This is a genomic window from Kitasatospora sp. NPDC088391 (assembly GCF_044753345.1).
In the GTDB taxonomy this organism is placed as follows: domain Bacteria; phylum Actinomycetota; class Actinomycetes; order Streptomycetales; family Streptomycetaceae; genus Kitasatospora.
This window is the reverse complement of record NZ_JBIVNB010000014.1, coordinates 52,991-70,955: the sequence shown is the minus strand read 5'-3', so window position 1 is coordinate 70,955 and position 17,965 is coordinate 52,991. Positions and strand designations below refer to the sequence as shown.

18 protein-coding genes are annotated in these 17,965 nt (G+C 75.4%); 5 read left to right on the top strand and 13 right to left on the bottom strand.

The features are described from left to right. Positions 1–8 precede the first annotated feature (8 nt). Positions 9–992 (top strand): ABC transporter ATP-binding protein, encoded by a 984-nt coding sequence (locus ACIQBJ_RS31610; RefSeq protein ID WP_400717489.1) that lies wholly within the window; start codon positions 9–11, stop codon positions 990–992. 55 nt (positions 993–1,047) lie between these two features. On the opposite strand, the gene ACIQBJ_RS31605 is transcribed toward ACIQBJ_RS31610, so the two are convergent. From ACIQBJ_RS31605 to ACIQBJ_RS31595, 3 genes are all read right to left on the bottom strand, one after another. Next, a complete protein-coding gene (locus ACIQBJ_RS31605) occupies positions 1,048–1,620 on the bottom strand; it encodes a hypothetical protein (RefSeq protein WP_400717488.1) in 573 nt (190 codons plus the stop codon). Between the two features lie 205 nt (positions 1,621–1,825). Next, entirely contained in the window at positions 1,826–2,356 is a 531-nt protein-coding gene (locus tag ACIQBJ_RS31600; protein WP_400717486.1) for a peptidase inhibitor family I36 protein, read from the bottom strand. Further along, the gene (locus ACIQBJ_RS31595) at positions 2,344–2,835 is read right to left on the bottom strand and encodes a hypothetical protein (RefSeq protein WP_400717484.1); all 492 of its coding nucleotides are present in this window, start codon (positions 2,833–2,835) and stop codon (positions 2,344–2,346) included. The genes ACIQBJ_RS31600 and ACIQBJ_RS31595 overlap by 13 nt, the downstream gene beginning before the upstream one ends. A 392-nt stretch (positions 2,836–3,227) precedes the next feature. Between ACIQBJ_RS31595 and ACIQBJ_RS31590 the strand changes: the two genes are divergently transcribed. Continuing rightward, positions 3,228–3,680, top strand: coding sequence for a hypothetical protein (locus tag ACIQBJ_RS31590; protein ID WP_400717481.1), 453 nt, complete (start codon positions 3,228–3,230; stop codon positions 3,678–3,680). 80 nt (positions 3,681–3,760) lie between these two features. Here ACIQBJ_RS31590 and ACIQBJ_RS31585 read toward each other — a convergent pair whose 3' ends face one another. From ACIQBJ_RS31585 to ACIQBJ_RS31560, 6 genes are all read right to left on the bottom strand, one after another. Then, positions 3,761–4,039: an NUDIX domain-containing protein gene (locus ACIQBJ_RS31585; protein WP_400717479.1), complete on the bottom strand. Its 279-nt coding sequence runs from the start codon at positions 4,037–4,039 to the stop codon at positions 3,761–3,763. A gap of 113 nt (positions 4,040–4,152) precedes the next feature. Beyond that, positions 4,153–5,610, bottom strand: coding sequence for a cellulose binding domain-containing protein (locus ACIQBJ_RS31580; RefSeq protein ID WP_400717477.1), 1,458 nt, complete (start codon positions 5,608–5,610; stop codon positions 4,153–4,155). Positions 5,611–5,711: 101 nt separating this feature from the next. Then, positions 5,712–7,232: a beta-N-acetylhexosaminidase gene (locus tag ACIQBJ_RS31575; protein WP_400717475.1), complete on the bottom strand. Its 1,521-nt coding sequence runs from the start codon at positions 7,230–7,232 to the stop codon at positions 5,712–5,714. Positions 7,233–7,313: 81 nt separating this feature from the next. Beyond that, on the bottom strand, positions 7,314–8,174 hold the full coding sequence (locus ACIQBJ_RS31570; protein WP_400717473.1) for a carbohydrate ABC transporter permease: 861 nt from the start codon (positions 8,172–8,174) through the stop codon (positions 7,314–7,316). Beyond that, the gene (locus ACIQBJ_RS31565) at positions 8,171–9,088 is read right to left on the bottom strand and encodes a carbohydrate ABC transporter permease (protein WP_400717471.1); all 918 of its coding nucleotides are present in this window, start codon (positions 9,086–9,088) and stop codon (positions 8,171–8,173) included. Before ACIQBJ_RS31565 ends, ACIQBJ_RS31570 begins: the two co-directional genes overlap by 4 nt. Before the next feature lie 50 nt (positions 9,089–9,138). Next, positions 9,139–10,413: an extracellular solute-binding protein gene (locus ACIQBJ_RS31560; RefSeq protein ID WP_400717469.1), complete on the bottom strand. Its 1,275-nt coding sequence runs from the start codon at positions 10,411–10,413 to the stop codon at positions 9,139–9,141. 255 nt (positions 10,414–10,668) lie between these two features. On the opposite strand from ACIQBJ_RS31560, the gene ACIQBJ_RS31555 reads away from it, so the two are divergent. Further along, positions 10,669–11,508, top strand: a complete 840-nt coding sequence (locus ACIQBJ_RS31555; protein WP_400717467.1) for a GntR family transcriptional regulator — start codon at positions 10,669–10,671, stop codon at positions 11,506–11,508. A gap of 178 nt (positions 11,509–11,686) precedes the next feature. Here ACIQBJ_RS31555 and ACIQBJ_RS31550 read toward each other — a convergent pair whose 3' ends face one another. Then, positions 11,687–12,607 (bottom strand): LysR family transcriptional regulator, encoded by a 921-nt coding sequence (locus ACIQBJ_RS31550; protein WP_400717465.1) that lies wholly within the window; start codon positions 12,605–12,607, stop codon positions 11,687–11,689. Between the two features lie 147 nt (positions 12,608–12,754). Between ACIQBJ_RS31550 and ACIQBJ_RS31545 the strand changes: the two genes are divergently transcribed. Then, positions 12,755–14,173, top strand: coding sequence for an MFS transporter (locus ACIQBJ_RS31545; protein ID WP_400717462.1), 1,419 nt, complete (start codon positions 12,755–12,757; stop codon positions 14,171–14,173). 117 nt (positions 14,174–14,290) lie between these two features. Beyond that, positions 14,291–15,634: an MFS transporter gene (locus ACIQBJ_RS31540; RefSeq protein WP_400717460.1), complete on the top strand. Its 1,344-nt coding sequence runs from the start codon at positions 14,291–14,293 to the stop codon at positions 15,632–15,634. On the opposite strand, the gene ACIQBJ_RS31535 is transcribed toward ACIQBJ_RS31540, so the two are convergent. The 3 genes from ACIQBJ_RS31535 to ACIQBJ_RS31525 form a co-directional block, all read right to left on the bottom strand. Further along, positions 15,624–16,244, bottom strand: a complete 621-nt coding sequence (locus ACIQBJ_RS31535) for an isochorismatase family protein (protein WP_400717457.1) — start codon at positions 16,242–16,244, stop codon at positions 15,624–15,626. The two genes, ACIQBJ_RS31540 and ACIQBJ_RS31535, sit on opposite strands and share 11 nt — an antisense overlap. A gap of 76 nt (positions 16,245–16,320) precedes the next feature. Beyond that, positions 16,321–17,307, bottom strand: coding sequence for a GlxA family transcriptional regulator (locus tag ACIQBJ_RS31530; RefSeq protein WP_400717454.1), 987 nt, complete (start codon positions 17,305–17,307; stop codon positions 16,321–16,323). Positions 17,308–17,385: 78 nt separating this feature from the next. Beyond that, a complete protein-coding gene (locus tag ACIQBJ_RS31525; protein ID WP_400717451.1) occupies positions 17,386–17,943 on the bottom strand; it encodes a DUF4262 domain-containing protein in 558 nt (185 codons plus the stop codon). Between the last annotated feature and the right edge of the window lie 22 nt (positions 17,944–17,965).

The window sequence follows — 17,965 nt, the reverse complement described above, 5'->3', positions numbered from 1 at the left end:
GACCAGAGTTGAGCAGCGAGCGCGCGCCGGGCGGCGCACAGACCCCGACCCTGCAGGAGCTGCGGGACGCGGCGCTGGCGAAGGCTTCGCCGCGCCGGTACGGCGCGGACGCGGCGATCGCCTGCGACCGGGTGGTGAGGATCTTCAGCGCGGACAAGGTGGAGGTGCAGGCCCTGCAGGGCCTGGACCTGCTGGTCGACCGGGGCGACATGATCGCCCTGGTCGGCGCCTCGGGCAGCGGCAAGTCGACGCTGCTGAACATCCTGGCGGGCCTGGACGTGCCGACGGCGGGTTCGGCGACGGTGGACGGCTGCGACCTGCTGGCGATGTCGGCGAAGGAGCGGCTGCGCTACCGGCGGGACGTGGTGGGTTTCGTCTGGCAGCAGACGGCCCGCAACCTGCTGCCGTTCCTGACGGCGGCGCAGAACGTGGCGCTGCCGATGCAGTTGCGCGGCGAGCGGTCCACCCCGGCCGCGACCAGGCGCCGCAAGGCGCGGGTGGCGGAACTGCTGGAGGCGCTGGACATCGGCGAGCTGGCGCACCGCCGGCCGGCCCAGCTGTCGGGCGGCCAGCAGCAGCGGGTGGCGATCGCGGTGGCGATGGCCAACGACCCGACGGTGCTGCTGGCGGACGAGCCGACGGGTGAGCTGGACACCGAGACGGCGGCGGGTATCTTCGAGGCGTTCCGCACCGTCAACCGGGAGTTGGGCGCGACGGTGGTGATCGTCACGCACGACCCGATGGTGGCGGCGGAGGTCCGCCGGTCGGTGGCGATCCGGGACGGCCGGACCTCGTCCGAGGTGCTGCGCCGCACCGAGGTGGACGAGCACGGCGAGGAGCGGGTCAGCGAGCGCGAGTACGTGATGCTCGACCGCACCGGCCGGGTCCAGTTGCCGGCGTCGTTCCTGACCGCCCTGGGCATGGAGCACCGGGTCGCGGTCGACCTGGCCCCGGACCGGATCGAGGTCCGCCCGGACGACTCCGGCCACTGAGCGCGCCCGAGCGGCCCGGTCCCGTGCGGCACGGGGCCGGGCCGCTCGTCGTCGGTCAGGACTGCGGGGCGCCCGGGGCCTGCGGGGCGCGGGCGCGGACGGCGGCGACGTAGCGGACGGTGAAGACCATCGGGACGACGAAGCCGGCGATCTGCACGATCAGCGAGGCGGTGGAGTGGCCGTGGCCGCCCTTGGCGAGGATGCCGAGGACGACGGCGGTGACGGCGAAGGCGGCCGTCCAGACGGCGGTGATCAGGGTGTTGACCCGGATGAACGGCTTGAGGTTCCAGAACTCCTGCGGGGTGGTGCGCTTGGCGATGCCGAGCGTGAAGGGCTTGCCGATCAGCAGCGAGACGCCGGCGATCAGCGCGAGGACGGCGGAGGACAGCGTGGCCGAGTAGTCGCGGACGCCGGAGTGCGGGTCGGCGAAGGCGATCGCGGCCAGGGCGGCGAAGTACAGGGCCGAGCCGGTCTCGATGATCAGCGCGTCCCAGGCCGCGCCGGCGGCGCGCTGCTGGAGGGTGACGGCGGCGGCGACGACCAGGCCGGCCAGGGCGCCCCACTGCCATTGGGCGGACGGGATCAGTGCGAAGACGATCCAGGGCAGGAACGTGCGCAGGTACGACATGGGATTCGGCTTCCCCCTCGATGGTCGGCCGAGACTCCTTCCGGCCGTGCTGCCTGGAAGGATATCCACCGGGGGGTGCGGCCACACCGCCCTTGCGGTGGCCTGAACATGACGCCGGGTCAGCTGCTCCGGGGGTGGCCGGAAGCGGCCAGGGGCGGACAAATCGGGCGGCCGGTCGGGCGGTGCGGCGGGCGGTGCGGCGGTCTCAGCAGGGGCGCAGTGACGCGAGGGCGTCGTCGTGGGCGTTGCCGCGACTGTCGGGGGCCATCGGCATCGCGGTGCCGCCGAAGTCCCGTGCCGGGTACCAGCAGTAGGCGGCGGGCGAGTTGTTGACCCAGGCGGAGAAGCCCTGCCGGCCGGTGAACCGGGTGCCGTCGGGGAGGGCGAGCCGTCCGGTGTCGGGCAGCGCGGTGCCGGGGAGCAGGGCGACGGCGCCGTGGTCGTAGGCGGGGCCGTCGTAGAGGCAGATCCAGCCGGCCGGGCAGTCGACGTGCCGGGCGATCCTGCCGTCGGGCTGGAGCACGTGCACGCCGGGCGGGTTGACGGCGGCGGGCGGGGCGGCGGCGGGGGCCGGGGCCTCCCCCGCGTCGGCGGTGGCGCCGGGGGCGGCGGCGAGCAGCAGGGCGGCGGCGAGCGCGGCGGCGGCGCGGGTGGTGACGGCGCGGGCGGCACGGGCAGCACGGACGGCTCGCGCAGTGGCGGCGCGGTGGGCGGCGGCGCGGTTCAGGAGTTCCACGGCGTCCCCAGCAGGCGCAGGTCGGTGGCCCGGTCGGGGCCGTCGGCGGTCCACCAGACCTGGGCGTTCGATCCCCGGGCGACGGGGAAGTCGGCCGCGGCGCGCTGCCCGGGGGCGACCTGCTGCCAGGTGGCGGTGTGGGTGGCCCGGAGGGTGGCGGCGCACTTGGCGGCGTCCACGGCGGGGGCCCGGCCGCCCTCGCAGTCGTGGACGACCAGGGACAGGTCGGCGGGGGCGTGGCCGGTGTTGGTGAAGGCGAGCCGGCCGCCCTCGGCGCCGGGGCACCAGGTGACGGTGCCGCCGGTGACGGGCACGGCCGGCCCGGCGGGGCCGGTGCAGCCGGGGTCGGGGTCGTGGGCGGGCGGCGGCATCGCGGCACTGCCGGGGACGGGCGCGAGCGCGGTGAGGGCGAGGACGCCGGCGGGCACGGCGAGGGCCGCGAGCGGGCGGCGCCACCGGGCGGGGCGGGGGCGGGACATGCGTGCTCCTGGTCGGTCGGGGGGCGTCCGTGGGACCGGACGGATCAGGACGGAACGCGGTGCGGCGGGCGGGGACGCCCCGGAACGGGACGCGTTCGAACGGCCGCGCCGACGCTGGGGGCGCACCGGCGATTTGATCACGCTCAGTCATCACCGGCGCGGCGGCGCGCCGATCGCTTCGTCGACGCACTGCCACCCGGGCGGCGGGCATCCGGGGCCCTCCTGCGGCCGGAATCCCGCCGCCGGGGGTACCGAACCCGATCGTTTGGCTGGAATGTGGCATTCCGCTGCCGTTCGATTACCGAACGGGACCATAAATCACATATGACATTGCACAGCGGTCGGAACGCATCCCGGCCGCGCACGCACCGAGTCACTGGGAGTGAACGCACATGATCAAGCCCCTGGCCGCCCTGGCCGGCGCCGCAGCGCTGTCCCTGACCTTCGTGGTTCCCGCGACGGCCGCCACCACGGCCCAGGCCGGCACCACCGCCACCACCTCCACCACGGTCTGCGGCTCCACCGGCCTGCAGGCCGGCCGCAACACCAAGCTGTGCGCCGAGCGCAACGGCGACCAGGTCCGCCTCTACGGCGTGGTGAGCCTGGCCGGTCCGGTCTCCCCGGGCACCCCGTGGCCGCCGAGCCAGCAACTGTTCACCGTCATCACCGGCACCAGCCCGTCCGGCACGCTCTACGGCACCCCGGTCTACAACGCCTCCACCATCACGGTCGGCGACGTCACCGGCACCGTGGCCTGCGACGTCCCCGTCCAGGGCACCTTCTCGGTGGAGTCCTACGGGCTGCCGCCGCACCCGGTCTCGCTCAACGCGGTCGTGCCCTGCTGACACCCCGTCGGCCGGACGGCCCGCCCCCTTCCCCGGGGGCGGGCCGTCCGTCGTTCCGGGGGCGTCCGTCGTTGCGGGACCTACCGCCCCGTGCCGTGCCGGCGCAGGTGGTCGAGGACCTCGGCGTGGTGGCCGCCGACCTGCGGGAGGTCGTCGAGCGGGGCCCAGCGGTGGGCGTCGTGCTCGGTGAGGGTGACGGGCGTGCCGTCGGGGAACTCCCACAGCCCGCCGAACCGGTCCTCCGGGCGGCGGCGCACCATCAGCACCCGGCCCTGCCCGTCCAGCACCACGACCCCGACCAGGAACGCCTCGATGCCCTCGGCGCGCCCCTGCCGGACGAGTTCCTGAAAACGCGTCACGCCGCTCCCCCTCCGTCCGCTGCCTCCCCCGACCCTGGCCAGGCCCGCCGACAGCCCCCGCCCCCGGCCCGCGCCCACCGGAGCACCGGGGGCGCGGGTCGGGGGGCGGCCGGTCAGTTCACGGTGTCCTTGAAGGCGGTGCCGGCCGAGCGCAGGCCGGCGACGTTCGCGGCGACCTGGGCGGGGCTGAGCACCTGGTCCTTGACGAAGTACACGTAGTCGACCTGCTGGTCGTAGGAGCGCGGGGTGCTGGAGGTCTGGCCGTTGAGGTCGATCAGCCAGTGGTTGAAGTCGATGAACTGCGGGGTCTCGGGCAGGTAGGGCTCGCCGTGGGTGGCGACGACCTGGCCGTCGATCCAGTAGGTGACGTTGCTGTTGTCGATGGTGAACTGCAGCAGGTGCCAGCCGTCGTAGGACTGGCGCTGCTCGCCGTGGGTGTTGACGGCGTTCCACGGGTCCGGGTTGTAGGTCTCCCAGGTGGTCTCGTACATGATGTCGCTCTGCTCGCCCCAGCCGCCGTTGGGCAGGTACTCGAAGTCCTGCTCGCTGTAGTCAGGGTCCATCGGGGCGTTGAGCGGGGTGAAGGCGAAGAAGGTCTGGTTGACGTGGTCGCCGTCGGGGCCGCTGTTGGGGGCGTCGGCGAACTTGACCCGGGCGGCGTAGGTGCCGTTCTTGAACTTGCGCGCGGTGGTCTGGATCTCGGTCTCCCGGGTGCCGGCGGCCGTGCCGTCGGTGGTGAGCCGCAGGTTGAGCACCTTGCCGCCGCCGACGGTCGGGAAGGTGACGTCGGCCGGGGACCAGGTGGCGCCGGGCACACCGGGGCCGCCCTGGCCGGACTTGACGGTCCAGCCGTGCTGCTGGATCGCCGCGTCCGCGCTGGTGCTGTAGGAGAAGTCGTCGAACAGGACGGGGGCGTTCGGGTCGACCGGCGGGGTCGAGGTCGAGCCGGACGGGGACGGGCTGGGGGAGGAACTCCCGGACGGGGAGGGGTTGTTGCCGGCGGGGGCGGTGCCCCGGACCAGCGCGCCGTCCTCCTGGAGGGTGACCTTCTGCCAGTCGGCGTAGGAGGTCTGGGTGCCGCTGAAGGAGTAGTCGTCGGACTGGGTGAGGGTCTGCCAGTCGGCGCGGTAGAAGCGCAGCTGCATGTCGCCGGTGGACTGGCCGGGGGCGAGCGAGCCGGCGCCCGCGGTGAAGCCGATCTCCAGGTAGCGGTCGGCGGTGGCGGTGGGGTTGGCCAGGGTGCCGAAGGTGCCGGTGATGTTGGCGCAGCCCTTGACGGCCCAGGAGCAGGCGAAGCGGTAGGTGGTCGACGGGCCGTCGGACTTGAAGTAGTAGCGCAGGGTGAGCCGGTTGAGCGCGACGGTGGTGGTGCCGGTGTTGGTGATCTGCAGCCAGGGCTCGGACTGGTCGGCGGTCGCGCCGGTGGCGCTGGTGCGGTACTGGACGCTGAACGCGTCGGCGGCGGAGGCCGGGACGACGGTCAGCGCGGTGACGGCCAGGCCGGCCGCGGTGATCGCGGCGGCGGCGGCGAGGCGGGCGCGCCTGCTGGTGGTGCGGGGTCGTGCGGACACGTGGGTTCCTTCCGTGGGGGGCGGTGCGGAGAACGGTGCCTGTTGTTGCGGGTGGGTGCGGGCCGCGCTCGGGGTGCGGCCCGCACCCGGCCGGGGGGCCGTCAGACGTGTTCGGCGTGGTGGACGCCGAGCGCGGCGAGGCGGGGGCGGTGCGCGGCGAGCGCGGGCAGGAAGTCGCGGGCGTAGTCGCTGGCGGGGTTCCAGGCGCGGTCGGCGATGGCGCACAGGCGGGGGTAGGCGAGGTAGTCGAAGTGTTCGGCGGTGGTGACGAACTCGCTCCACAGCTGGGCCTGGGTGCCGAGGACCCGGGCCCGTTCGTCCTCGGTCCAGTGCGCGGGGGCGGCCAGGTGGGCGTGCGCGGTGGGCAGGTCGACCACGTACTCGGCCTGGCCGAGCGGTTCCCCGGGGCGGTCGGACTGCGGGTAGTCGAGGTAGGTGGCGCGGTGCGGGGCCATCACGATGTCGTGGCCGCGCCGGGCGGCCTCCCGGCCGTGCTCGGCGTCCCGCCAGGGCATCACGGTGAACTCGGCGGGCAGCGTGGCGCCGTCGGCCTCGGCCCAGCAGATCGGGGTGCGGCCGGCGTCCAGCAGGTGCCGGCCGACCTCGCCGAGGAACCAGCCGCGCAGCCGGGCCGGTTCGGCGAGGCCGAGTTCGGCGGCCCGGCGGCGGGCGGCGGGGGCCTGCTCCCACTCGGTGCTGGGGCACTCGTCGCCGCCGAGGTGCACGTACCGGGAGGGGAACAGCTCCATGGTCTCGTCGAGCACGGTGCGGCAGAACGCGAACACCTCCTCGTGCACGCCGAGCACGGTCTCGCACACGCCCCAGTCGGTCCACACGTCGAGCCGGCGTTCGGGGCGGTTGCCGAGGTGGGGGTAGGCGGCGAGCGCGGCCCGGGTGTGGCCGGGCATGTCGATCTCGGGGACGACGGTGACGCCGCGGTCGGCGGCGTAGCGGACCAGGTGCCGCAGTTCGGCCTTGGTGTAGGCGCCGTGGTGCGGGAGGCCGTCGTAGCGGGTGGAGCCGGCGTGGCCGACCATGCTGCTGCGGCGGCCGGCGCCGACCTCGGTGAGGCGGGGGTAGGCGTCGACGGGCAGCCGCCAGCCCTGGTCGTCGGTCAGGTGCAGGTGCAGCACGTTCAGCTTGTGCAGGGCCATCCGGTCGACGGCGGCGAGCAGCCGCTCGGGCGGCTGGAAGTGCCGGGCGGTGTCGATCATGAATCCGCGCCAGGCGTGCCGGGGGCGGTCGGTGATCCGGACGGCGGACAGCGTCCACTCGACGCCGGGGACGGGGCGGTCGGCGAGGGCCTCGGGGGGCAGGAGTTGACGGAGCGTCTGGACGGCGTGCCGCAGGCCGGCGGGCCGGGCGGCCAGCAGGACCACCTGGAACGGGTCGACGGTGAGCCGGTAGCCCTCCTCCCCCAGCGCGCGTTCGGCCGGGTCGAGGGCCAGCACCACGGTGCCGTCCGGGCCGGGGGCCAGCGGCAGGCCGGTCGCGGGGCGCAGCAGGGTGCGCAGCAGGTCGGCGACGGCGGCGGCCTCGCCGTCGGCCCGCACGGTGGTGCGCGCGGTCAGGGTGAACCGTCCGGCGGCGGGGACGAGGTCGACCGGGGTCGGCAGGATCACGGGGTGTTCTTCTTCCGGGTGAGGTGGGGTGGTCGGGAGTGGGACGGGAGTGGGGTGGGCGGGCCGCGGCCCTCGGGGGTGTCAGCCCTTGACGGCGCCGGCGGTCATGCCCGTGGTGACCTTGTTCTGCAGGACCAGGAAGACCAGCAGCACGGGGAGCATGAACAGGCTCGCGGCGGCCATCGTCGCGCCCCAGTCGGTGCCGAAGACGTTGGCGAAGGAGGAGAGCCAGACCGGGAGGGTGCGGGCGTCCTGGTTCTTGATGATGAGCGTGTTGGCGAAGGCGAACTCGTTCCAGGCGGTGATGAAGCCGAACAGCGAGGTGGCGAGCAGGCCGGGGGCGAGCAGCGGGAGGGTGATCCGGCGGAAGGCGGCGGCCCGGGTGCAGCCGTCGACCTGGGCGGCCTCCTCCAGTTCGGCGGGGACGGCGGCCAGGAAGCCGCGCAGGGTGACGATGGTGAAGGGGAGGGTGGTCATGAAGTAGACCAGGGTGAGCATGCCGAGGCTGTCCAGCATGTCGGTGTCGCGGGCGATCACGTACATCGGGATCAGCAGGGCCTCCCAGGGCGCCATCTGGGCGGTGAACACCAGCAGCAGGAAGGCCCGGCGCCCGCGCCAGCGGAGCCGGCCGACGGCGTACGCGGCGAGCAGCGCGACGAGCAGGGAGAGCAGGACGGCGCCGAGGGTGACCAGCAGGCTGTTGCGCCAGTAGCCGGCGAAGCCGGGGGCGTGCACGGCGGTGGCGAAGTGGTCGAGGGTGGGGTGCAGCGGGAGGAGGGCGGGGGTCTCGGCCTGGATCTCGGCGGTGGGCTTGAAGGCGGTGACGACCATCCAGTAGACGGGGAACGCGGCGGTGGCGAGGACGGCGAGCGCGGCCAGGTGGAGCGGCAGGCGGCGCAGCCGGCGGGGCGTCAGGAGGCCGGTGGCGGTGCGGGGGTTCATGCCTCGGCCCCTTCCTGGCGGTGCATCCGCCGCAGGGTGCTGACGAGGGCGGCGAGCAGGATCAGCACGGTGAGGGTGGAGGCGGCGGAGCCGAGGTCGTACTTGTGCAGGTTCTGGGCGATCTGGAAGGCGTAGACGGGCAGCGTGGTGGTGGCGCCGTCGGGGCCGCCCTGGCTGACCACCCAGATCTGGGCGAAGCACTTGAAGGTCCAGATCACTTCGAGCGAGGTGACCAGGGCGAACAGCGGGCGCAGCACGGGAACGGTGACCGTCCGGAAGGTCTGCCGGGCGTTCGCGCCGTCGATCCGGGCGGATTCGTAGAGTTCGGCGGGGATGGTGGTCAGGCCCCCGTAGAGGGTGAGCGCGGCGAACGGGACGGACTGCCAGACCACCAGCAGCACCAGGACGGTGAAGGTGGCGGCGGGGTGCGCGAACCAGGCGTAGTCGCGGTAGCCGTGCAGCCCCAACTGGTCAAGTGCCCAGTTGACCACTCCGAACCGGGACTGGAACAGCCACTGGAACACGGTGGTGGCGGCGATCACGGGGGTGGCCCAGACCAGCACCAGGGCGCTCATCACGGCCAGCCGCATCCGCTTCCCGAGCCGGACCAGCATCAGCGCGACCAGGGTGCCGAGGCCGGTGATCAGGACGGTGTTGAGCGCGGTCCAGCCGGCGGTGCGGGCGGTGACGGTCCAGAACCTGGGGTCGGTGAGCAGTTCGGCGTAGTTGTCGAGGCCGACGAACGGGGCGCCGCCGCGGATGAGTTCGGCCATCCGGAAGTGCTGGACGGAGATCACCAGGTTGCGGACGAACGGGTAGAGCAGCAGGTACGCCGCGCCCACCAGGGTCGGGGCGATGAGCAGGTACGGCCGGAGCCGGGTGCGGAGCGGCGGGGCGGGGGCGGGGGTGGGCACGGCGGGGTGTACTCCTGTCGGGGCCGGTGCGGGGGCGGGGCGGGGCCGCGTCAGTTGCCGCTGAGCGCCTTGGTGACGGCCGCGTCGGCGCTCCGGCCGGCGGTGGCCGGGTCGGTGCCGGTGAGCACCCGGGTCATGTACTGCTTGATCGGGTTGTCGGCCTCGACGGCGGCCCAGTTCGGCGAGTTGGGGGTGGCGTGGCCGTTGACGGCGCCGGCGGCCATCGCGGCGGCCCCCTCGTTGCCGGCCAGCGCGGGGGCGAGGGTGGTCCGGTTGGGGACGTAGCTCATCTCCTTGGCCATCTCGGTCTGCCACTTGTCGCCGCCGAGCGCCTTGACCACTTCGTAGGCGGCCTGCTGGTGCCGGGAGGACTCGGGGACGATCAGGTCCGAGCCGCCGGTGAAGACCGCGCCGGGCTTGTCGGCGCTCTTGCCGGGGATCGGGAAGAAGCCCAGCTTGTCCTTCAGCTCCGGGTTGGCCTTGAGGATCGCGCCGGCCCCGCCGGGGGTGGAGATCAGCTGCGCGGTGCGACCCTGGGCGAACACCTCGGCCTGCGGCGGCTTGGCCTCGTCGGCGTCCTTCGGGCCCTTCCCGAGCGCCTGGAGCCGCTGGTAGAAGCCGATGCCGGCCTGCGCCTGCGGGGTCTCCAGGGTGCCCTTCCACGTGCCGTCGGCGCCCTTGACGGCGAGGTCGCCGCCCTCGTCCCAGACGAAGCCGGCCAGCACGTACCAGGTCTGGCCGGCCAGGTAGATCCCCTCGGTGCCGCCGGTGTTGAGCTTCTCGGTGTCGGCGATCCACTCCTCGCGGGTCTTGGGCGGGGTGGTGATGCCGGCCTGGGCGAACAGGTCCTTGCGGTAGATCACCACGCGGTTGGCGGCGTACCAGGGGATGCCGTACTGCTTGCCGTCGACCTTCCCGGGGTCGGCGAGGCCGGGGATCCAGTGCGCGCCGTCGAGTTCGGCGGCCTTGTCGCTCAGGTCGTGCACGCCGCCGCTGGCCGCGTACTGGGCGACCTGGGTGTTGCCGACCTCGATCACGTCGGGCGCGTCCTTGCTGGCCAGCGCGCTGGTCACCTTCTGGCCGATGCCCTCCCACTCCTGGATCTGGACGTCCAGGGTGGTACCGGGGTGGCCGGCCTCGAAGTCGGCCTCGAACCGCTGCAGGAAGCCGTCGCTGACGCTGTCCTTCATGATCCAGACCGTCAGCTTCGCCGGTCCGGCCGCGTCCTGGGCCACCGGGCCGGAGGAGCAGGCGGCCAGGGTGGCCGCGCCGAGCACGAGCGCGAGCGCGGGGCGCAGGGTGGACAGGAGCGCGGGGGGTCTCACGTGGTGCCGCCTTGGGGGGAGTGGGGGTGCGGTGGAGGAGCCGACTGTTTACCAGTTGAGTGAACTGGTCCGGTCGGTGGTAAGAGAAGGTGGCACAGCCGGACCACCCCGTCAAGGCCGCCCACTCTCCTCCGCATACGCTCCCACCTGCGGAAAGATCCATTCCGTCGAGGCGTTCGGCGGCCGTCCGGCCACTGGTAACACCGGCGAACTGGTCTGGTATGGTCTGACCAGTAGGCGGCGAAGGGGTGAGCGATGGAGTCCGGGACGTCCGGCGGTACGGGCCTGAAGCGGGATCAGGTCCGGGAGTACCTGCGCGAGTTGGCCGAGTCGCTGACGCCCGGCGACCCGATCCCGTCCGAGCGGGCGCTCTGCGCCCGGCTCGGCGTCTCCCGTCCGACGCTGCGGGCCGGGGTGGACGAGCTGGTCGGCGCGGGGCTGCTGGTGCGCGAGCACGGGCGCGGCATGTTCGTCGCCCCCGCCAAGATCGTCCAGGAGCTGGCCCCGGCCGGTGGCGGCGATCCGGCGTTCACCGTCCCGCGCGCGGCGGGCAGTTGGACCAGCCGGGTGCTGGAGTTCACCCCGCTGCCGGCCGGGGCCGCGATCGGCCGCAAGCTGCGGCTCTCCCCCGCCGCCGGCATCCTGCACGTCGCCCTGCTCCGGCTGGTCGACGGCGAGCCGATGGCGATCGAGCACCTGCACGTCCCGGCGGAGGTCGTCCCCGGCCTCTCCCCCGCGGACCTGGAGAGCGGCGACTTCTACGAGTTGCTGGCCGCGCACGGGGTCCGGGTCCACGAGGCCGTCCAGGCCATCGAGCCGACGGTGGTCTCCGACCGCGAGGCCCGGGTGCTGGCCGTGCCGCCGCTCTCCCCCGCGCTGCGCTTCGAGCGGCTGACCACCGACGACGCCGGCCGCCCGGTCGAGTACGTGCACTCGCTCTACCGGGGCGACCGCTACCGGATCGTCTCCCGGATCTCGCTCGCCGACCCGTCCCCCACCGCCCCCGAGGGCCCGCGCCACCACCCCGGCATCCCCCCGGGCGACCTGACCACCCGCACCACCGTCACCACCGGCGACATCCAGCCGGTGCTCTGAGCCCCCGCCGGAGCGGTCAGGCCCCGGGCCCGATCGCGCGCGGGGCGTGGCGGCGGCGCGTCCGCTCGTGGTCGCCGATCAGCCGCTCCAGCGCGGGCCGCCCGGGAGCAGTGGGGGCGGAGCAGCGAGGACGTCGTGCCCCCGCAGTCTGCCGGCCCGGGGCCGCCCCGGCCGGGGTTCAGCGCGGGCCGGGCTCCGGGGCGGGCGGGAGGGTCGCGCCGACGGCGTAGAGGACCTCGCGGAGGCCGGGGAGGGTGGCGTCCTCGCCGTGGCGCCAGACCAGGCGGAGTCGGAGCGGGGCGGGCGGGTCGGCGAGGTGGAGGCGGGCGAGGGTGCCGGCGGCGAGCCGGTCGTGGACGGTGAACTCGGGCAGCAGGGCGACGCCGAGGCCGCGTTCGACGCAGGCGCGGGTGACGGCGGGGCCGCCGGTGCGCAGGCGTTCGAGGTGCGGGCCGAAGTGGCGGTGGCCGGCCAGGGTGAAGGAGCAGGCGGGGTCGCCGACCAGCAGGCGGGCGGGGCGGAGGTCGGCGGGGCGCAGCCCGGTGGTGCCGCGGTGGGGGTGGTCGGGGGCGGCGACCAGGGCGAGCGGGACGTCCTGGAGGTCGAGGTGGTCGAGGGCTGCGGGCGGGACGGGGAAGCCGAGTTCGCCGAGCGGTCCGGCGGTGTCGAGCAGCAGGACGGCGTCGAGGGTGCCGTCGGCGAGGGCGGCGAGCAGCGCGTCGCGGACCTGTCCGGTGTGCACCTCGGTCTGCAACCGCGGCCGCCGTTCGGCGAGTTCGGCGAGCAGGGCGGGGAGGTGGACGGCGCCCAGGGTCTCCAGGGCACCGAGCCGGACCAGGGGGTGGGCGGCGGTGGTCTCGCGCCGGGCCCGTTCGGCCTGTTCGCGCAGCCGGGCGGCCCAGGGCAGCAGGCGCCGTCCGGCGGGGGTGAGGGTCATGCCGCGCGGGTGGCGGTCGAACAGGGCGGTGCCGAGGGAGGTTTCGAGGGCGCGGACCTGTTCGGAGACCGAGGAGGGGGCCAGGCCGAGCGCACCGGCGGCCTCGGTGACGGTGCGGTGCGCGACGACCGCTTCGAAGGTCCGCAACTGCCGCAGCTCCATGGCCCGTTCCCTTTCCGGTGGGGCTGCCCAGGATACGCGTTCGGTTCTTCCGAACGCCGCGTTCGCCGCCGCCGGTGGATCAAGGTACGCCGCCGTCGGCAGGGTTGGGCTCGCATCGACGTCGAACTCCGCCAGGGGGAATGCCCAGTGTCCGGTACCGCCACTGCCGTCGCCGCTCCGCCGGGCGGGCGGGTCCGCGCCCGGAACCGGGTGCTGCTGGGGCTCGCGCTGTCCTATTTCGCGGTGCTGCTGGACACCACGGTGCTGGCGGTCGCGGAGCCCGATCTGGCCCGGGAGCCGGGGAGTTCGACGGCGGCGCTGCAGTGGGTGGTGTCGGCGTACCTGGTGGCGTTCGGGGCGGCGCTGCCGGCGGCGGGCGCGGCGGCGGACCGGTTCGGCGCGGACCGGCTGTTCCGGCTGGGCGCGGCGGCGTTCGGCGCGGTCTCGCTGGGGTGTGCGCTGGCGCCGGGGCTGTGGTCGCTGGTGGGGTTGCGGGCGCTGCTGGGGGTGGCGGCGGCGCTGTCGGTGCCGGCGGGGACGGCGCTGCTGGGGGTGCTGTTCCCGGCGGCGGCGGAGCGGGCCCGGGCGGTGTCGGTGTGGGCGGGGGTGAGCGGCGCCGCGATGGCCTGCGGGCCGGTGGTGGGCGGTGTGCTGGTGGGCCGGTTCGGCTGGCGGTCGGTGTTCTGGCTGAACCTGCCGCTGACCGTGCTGGTGCTGGTGCTGACGGCGGCCGGGGCGCTGACGGCGTCCGGGGTGCCGCGGGCGCCGCGTCGCGGGCGGCGGACGGACTGGTGGGCGCAGGGCGCGCTGGCGGCGGCGCTGGCGCTGCTGACGGACGCGCTGATCGCGGCGGGCGCGGGCGCGGGGGTGCGCGCGGCGCTGTCGGGGGCGGGCGCGCTGCTGGCGGGCGGCGGTTTCGCGCGCCGGGAGTTCCGGGAGCGGCGGGGTGGCGGCGGCGGGGGCGACGGGCCCGGGGAGTTGGCGCGGACGGTGCTGGCGCCGGGGATGCGGACGGCGCTGGCGGCGGGTGCGGCGGTGGGGTTCACGCTGCTGGGGGTGCTGTTCGTGCTGCCGCTGCTGTTCGTCCGGGTGTGGTCCTGGTCGGCGGCGGGCGCGGGGGCGGCGTTCCTGCCGATGACGCTGTCGCCGGCCTGCGTGCCGCTGCTGCTGACGGGTCGTCTGGTGGCGCGGCTGGGGCCGTGGCGTCCGGTGGCGGCGGGGCTGGTGCTGTTGGCGGCGGGGTGTGCGGGGGCGGCGGCCGCGGTGGGCGGCGGGGCGGCGTACCCGGTGCTGGCGGTGGCGCTGGGGGCGGTGGGGTTCGGGGTGGCGCTGGCGCTGCCGGCCCTGGTGGCGGCGGTGGTCGGGGCGGCTCCGGCGGGGTCGGCGGGGGCGGCGGGCGGTCTGCTGAACGCGGTCCGGCAGGTGGGGTCGTCGCTGGGGGTGGCGGTGCTGGGCGCGGCGATGGCGCCGCCGGACCGGGCGGGTGCGGCGCTGGCGCTGCTGCTGCCGGTGCCGGTGTGCGCGGGGGCGGCGGTGCTGGTCCGGCGGCGGCTGCGGGCGGGCTGATCCCGGGCCCGGACCGGCGGGAACGCCATCCTCTCGATATCAAGCATCTTGATATCAAGACATTTCTGCGGCAGAGTGCTCCCGTACACGGACGGACGGGTCGGAACGGGGAGCACCATGCACGGCAGCGGGGACGGGGACGAGGGCGGGCGGCGGACGGGGCTGCTGGCCCAGCTGCGGCGGCCGCCCGGCGGCCGGGCGGGGCGGATCATGCTGGTCTCCCTGTTCACCGACCGGACGGGCTCGGGCGTCTGGGCGGCGGCCTGCGTGCTGTACTTCACCGAGGTCGGCCACCTGACGGCGGGCCGGGTCGGGCTGCTGCTGGGCGCGGCCTCGGTCGCCGGGATCGCCGGGTCGCCGCTCGCGGGGCGGCTGGCCGCCTCGTTCGGGGTGCGGCCGGTGCTGATCGGCTGCCACCTGGCGCGGGTGGCGGCGCTGGTGGCCGTGCTGTTCTGCGACTCCTTCGCGCCGCTGCTGCTCGCGGTCGCGGTGAACGCGCTGGGCGACCGGGCGGCCCGGGCGATGGAGATGCTGTTCGCCACCGAGGTCGCGGGCGAGCGGCGCTCGGTCTACCGGGCGCTGTCCCGCACCGCGATGAACGCGGGCTACGCGGCGGGCGCCGGCCTGGCCGCGCTCGGCCTGGCGGTCGGCACCCCGACCGCGTACCGGGTGCTGCTGCTGGCCGACGTGGCCTCCTTCCTGGTCTCCACCGCGCTGGTCGCGGCGATCCGCGAGCCGCACCGGGACGGCCGGGCGCCCGCGGGCGGCGACCGGCCCGCGGCGGCGGACGCGGCGGACGGCCCCCGGCCCTCCCCGTGGCGGGACGGCGGCTACCTGCGCTTCGTCGTGCTGGACTGCGCGCTGACGATCGACGACGCGATCCTCAACGTCGGCCTGCCGCTGTGGCTGATCCACGCGACCGGCGCGCCGCACGCCCTGGTCCCGGCCTTCCTGGCGATCAACACGGTGCTGGTGGTGGTCAGCCAGCTCCGGGTCACGACCCTGGTCCGGACGCCCCGTCAGGCGGTGCGTGCCGTCCCGCTGTACGGGTTCGCGGTGCTCGGCGCCTGCGCGGCGATGGCCGCGGCCGCGCCGGCCGGGCCGCTCGGCGCCTCGCTGCTCCTGCTGCTGGCGGCCGTCCTGGTGACCTTCGCCGAGCTGCTGCGCTCGGTGGTGTCCTGGGAGCTGTCGGTCGCGCTCGCCCCGGAGCGGGCCCGGGCCGAGTACCTGGGCGTGGCGGGGATGGCGCAGTCCACCGAGAAGGCGGCGGGCCCGCTGCTGCTGACCGGCGCGGTGCTGGCCGCCGGCCCGGCGGGCTGGCTCGCCCTGGGCGCGGCGACCACGGCGGTGGCCTACCTGCAGCGCCGCTCGGCCGCCGCCCGGCTGGCGGCGCAGGCCGCGCCCGCGGCCGACGCGGGCGCGGGCGCCGACGCGGGCGCGGGCGCGGTGCTCAGCCGCTGAGTTCGGCGGCCGTCCGGACGACGGTGCCGAACAGGTCCCCGACGGTGGTCAGCGCCGCTTCGTGCAGCGCGGCCGCCGGTACGGTCGTCCCGTCGGGGCCGGGCAGCGCGCGGGTGGCGCAGCCCTCGGCGACCACCGTCGGGCGGTAGCCCTCCCGGAAGGCGCCCTGGGCGGTGAACTGCACGCACATGTGGGTCATGAACCCGGCGATCACCAGGTCGGGGCGGTCCGGTCCGGCCCCGGCCGCCGCCAGCGCCTCCGCCAGCGCGGTGCGGTGGAAGGCGTCCGGGAACTCCTTGACCACCACCGGCTCGCCCGCCGCCGGGGCCACCGGGTCGGCGATCGCCCCGATCGAGGTCCGGATGTCGTAGGGGGTGCCGGGGCCGCCGTCGTTCACCACGTGCACCACCGGGGTGCCGGCGGCGCGGGCCGCCGCGAGCAGCCGGGCCCCGGCGGCGAGCGCCTCCTCGGCGCCCGCCAGGGCCATCACGCCCTCGCGGTAGGTGTTCTGGTAGTCGATCAGGACCAGGGTGGCGTCGGCCAGCCGGGGCGGGGTGTCGTCCAGGCCGATCACCCGGCGCAGGGTGGCGGACGCTTCGGTCGTGCTCATGACAGTTCTCTCCTCGTGGTACAGGGGGGGTGTCGTTCCCGACCGTGGGTCGGAAGTCCTCGGGCGCCGGGGACGCTCAGGCGTCGGCGGTGCGGAAGCGGCGGCGGTACGCGGCGGGCGTGGTGCCCAGGCGGCGGCGCAGCGCGCGGTGCAGGGTCTCGACGGAGCCGAGGCCGCTGGCGGCGGCGACCCGGTCGAGCGGCTGGTCGGTGCCCTCCAGCAGGCGGCGGGCGGCCTCGACCCGGGCGGCCTCGACGTAGGCGGCGGGGGTGTCGCCGGTCTCCTGGCGGAACACCCGGGCGAAGTGGCGTTCGCTCAGGCACATCCGTTCGGCGAGCGCGGCGGCGGACAGGTCGGCGTCCAGGTGCTCGGCGACGTACAGGCGCAGTGCGTCGATGTCGCGGCGGGCGGTGGGCGGGCTGCTGAGCGGCACCGAGAACTGGCTCTGCCCGCCCTGCCGCTTGAGGTACATCACCAGCTGCCGGGCGACCGCGAGCGCCAGGTCCTCGCCGTGGTCCTCGGCCACCAGGGCGAGCGCCAGGTCCATGCAGGCGCTGATGCCGGCGCCGGTCCAGATCCGGCCGGACCGGACGAAGATCGGGTCGGGGTCGACGGTCACCGCGGGGTGGTCGGCGGCGAGCTGCGCGGCGGTGGACCAGTGCGTGGTGGCCGTCCGCCCGTCCAGCAGCCCGGCGGCGGCCAGCAGGTGCGCGCCCACGCAGACGGACGCCACCCGGCGGGCCCGCGGCGCGGCCGCGCGGACCCAGTCGACCACCTCGGCGTCGATCCGCGCCCGCGGCCCGTCCGGGCCGGGCTCCACCGCCCCGGGCACCAGCAGGGTGTCCAGCGGGCCCCGGACCTGGCGGAACGTCAGGTCGGCGAGCAGCCGCACCCCGGCCGAGGTGCGCACCGCCCCTTCGGCCGGTGCGGCCAGCTCCACCCGGTACCCGGCCCGGCCGCCGCTCTCGCGGTTCGCCAGCGCGAACACCTCGGCCGGCCCGGTCACGTCGAGCAGGTCGACGTCCGGGAAGACCGCGATCACCATCCGTCGCTCCGTCTCCATGCCCCCATCCTCGGCCGCGCCCGGTGCTGTCCGCAATGACGACGATCTGTCACATCCGGACGCGCCGGACGCGTGCGTTCAGTCCTCCGCCAGGGCGGTCCAGACCCCGCGCGGGTGCTCGGCGGGGGTCAGCCACAACTGCGGCTGGGCGTCCCGGCAGCCCGCATCGGCGTCCGGGTCCCCGGGGTAGTGGCCGCGGTGGTCGGGCCACACCACCTGCAGGACGGGGAACGGCGGGCGGCGGTGGAAGCCGATCGCCTGGCCGAAGAACGCCCGGTACCAGCGCAGGTCGGCCGTCCGCAGCAGCACCGGCCGGTCCGTCAGCAGCCCGTGCTGCTCCCGGCCCGCCGCGAGTTCCCCGTCCTCGCCGGCCCGGTCCCCGAGCGCGTTGAGCACCGTGTGCATCGCGTGGACGTCGGACAGCCCGAACATCGCCAGTTCGGGAACCCGGTGGGTGTGCCACAGCCCGACTGTGTACGCGAACCCCGGCCCCTCCTCGTCGGCGGGCACCATCACCACGCCCCAGCCGCGCCCCCGGACCTGCTCGACCGCCCAGCGCTCGGACCGGCCGGCCTCGGCCCGGTCCCCGTAGTCGTGGCAGAGGACGCACCGGCAGGCGGGCTGATCACTGGTCATGCCCCGTACGGTACCGGCGGTC

Excerpts from the sequence above, each read along its gene's own strand:
- ACIQBJ_RS31570 (WP_400717473.1), bottom strand. The coding sequence starts at position 8,174 with ATGAACCCCCGCACCGCCACCGGCCTCCTGACGCCCCGCCGGCTGCGC.
- ACIQBJ_RS31535 (WP_400717457.1), bottom strand. The coding sequence starts at position 16,244 with ATGAGCACGACCGAAGCGTCCGCCACCCTGCGCCGGGTGATCGGCCTG.
- ACIQBJ_RS31605 (WP_400717488.1), bottom strand. The coding sequence starts at position 1,620 with ATGTCGTACCTGCGCACGTTCCTGCCCTGGATCGTCTTCGCACTGATC.
- ACIQBJ_RS31595 (WP_400717484.1), bottom strand. The coding sequence starts at position 2,835 with ATGTCCCGCCCCCGCCCCGCCCGGTGGCGCCGCCCGCTCGCGGCCCTC.
- ACIQBJ_RS31530 (WP_400717454.1), bottom strand. The coding sequence starts at position 17,307 with ATGGAGACGGAGCGACGGATGGTGATCGCGGTCTTCCCGGACGTCGAC.
- ACIQBJ_RS31550 (WP_400717465.1), bottom strand. The coding sequence starts at position 12,607 with ATGGAGCTGCGGCAGTTGCGGACCTTCGAAGCGGTCGTCGCGCACCGC.
- ACIQBJ_RS31590 (WP_400717481.1), top strand. The coding sequence starts at position 3,228 with ATGATCAAGCCCCTGGCCGCCCTGGCCGGCGCCGCAGCGCTGTCCCTG.
- ACIQBJ_RS31555 (WP_400717467.1), top strand. The coding sequence starts at position 10,669 with ATGGAGTCCGGGACGTCCGGCGGTACGGGCCTGAAGCGGGATCAGGTC.
- ACIQBJ_RS31540 (WP_400717460.1), top strand. The coding sequence starts at position 14,291 with ATGCACGGCAGCGGGGACGGGGACGAGGGCGGGCGGCGGACGGGGCTG.
- ACIQBJ_RS31525 (WP_400717451.1), bottom strand. The coding sequence starts at position 17,943 with ATGACCAGTGATCAGCCCGCCTGCCGGTGCGTCCTCTGCCACGACTAC.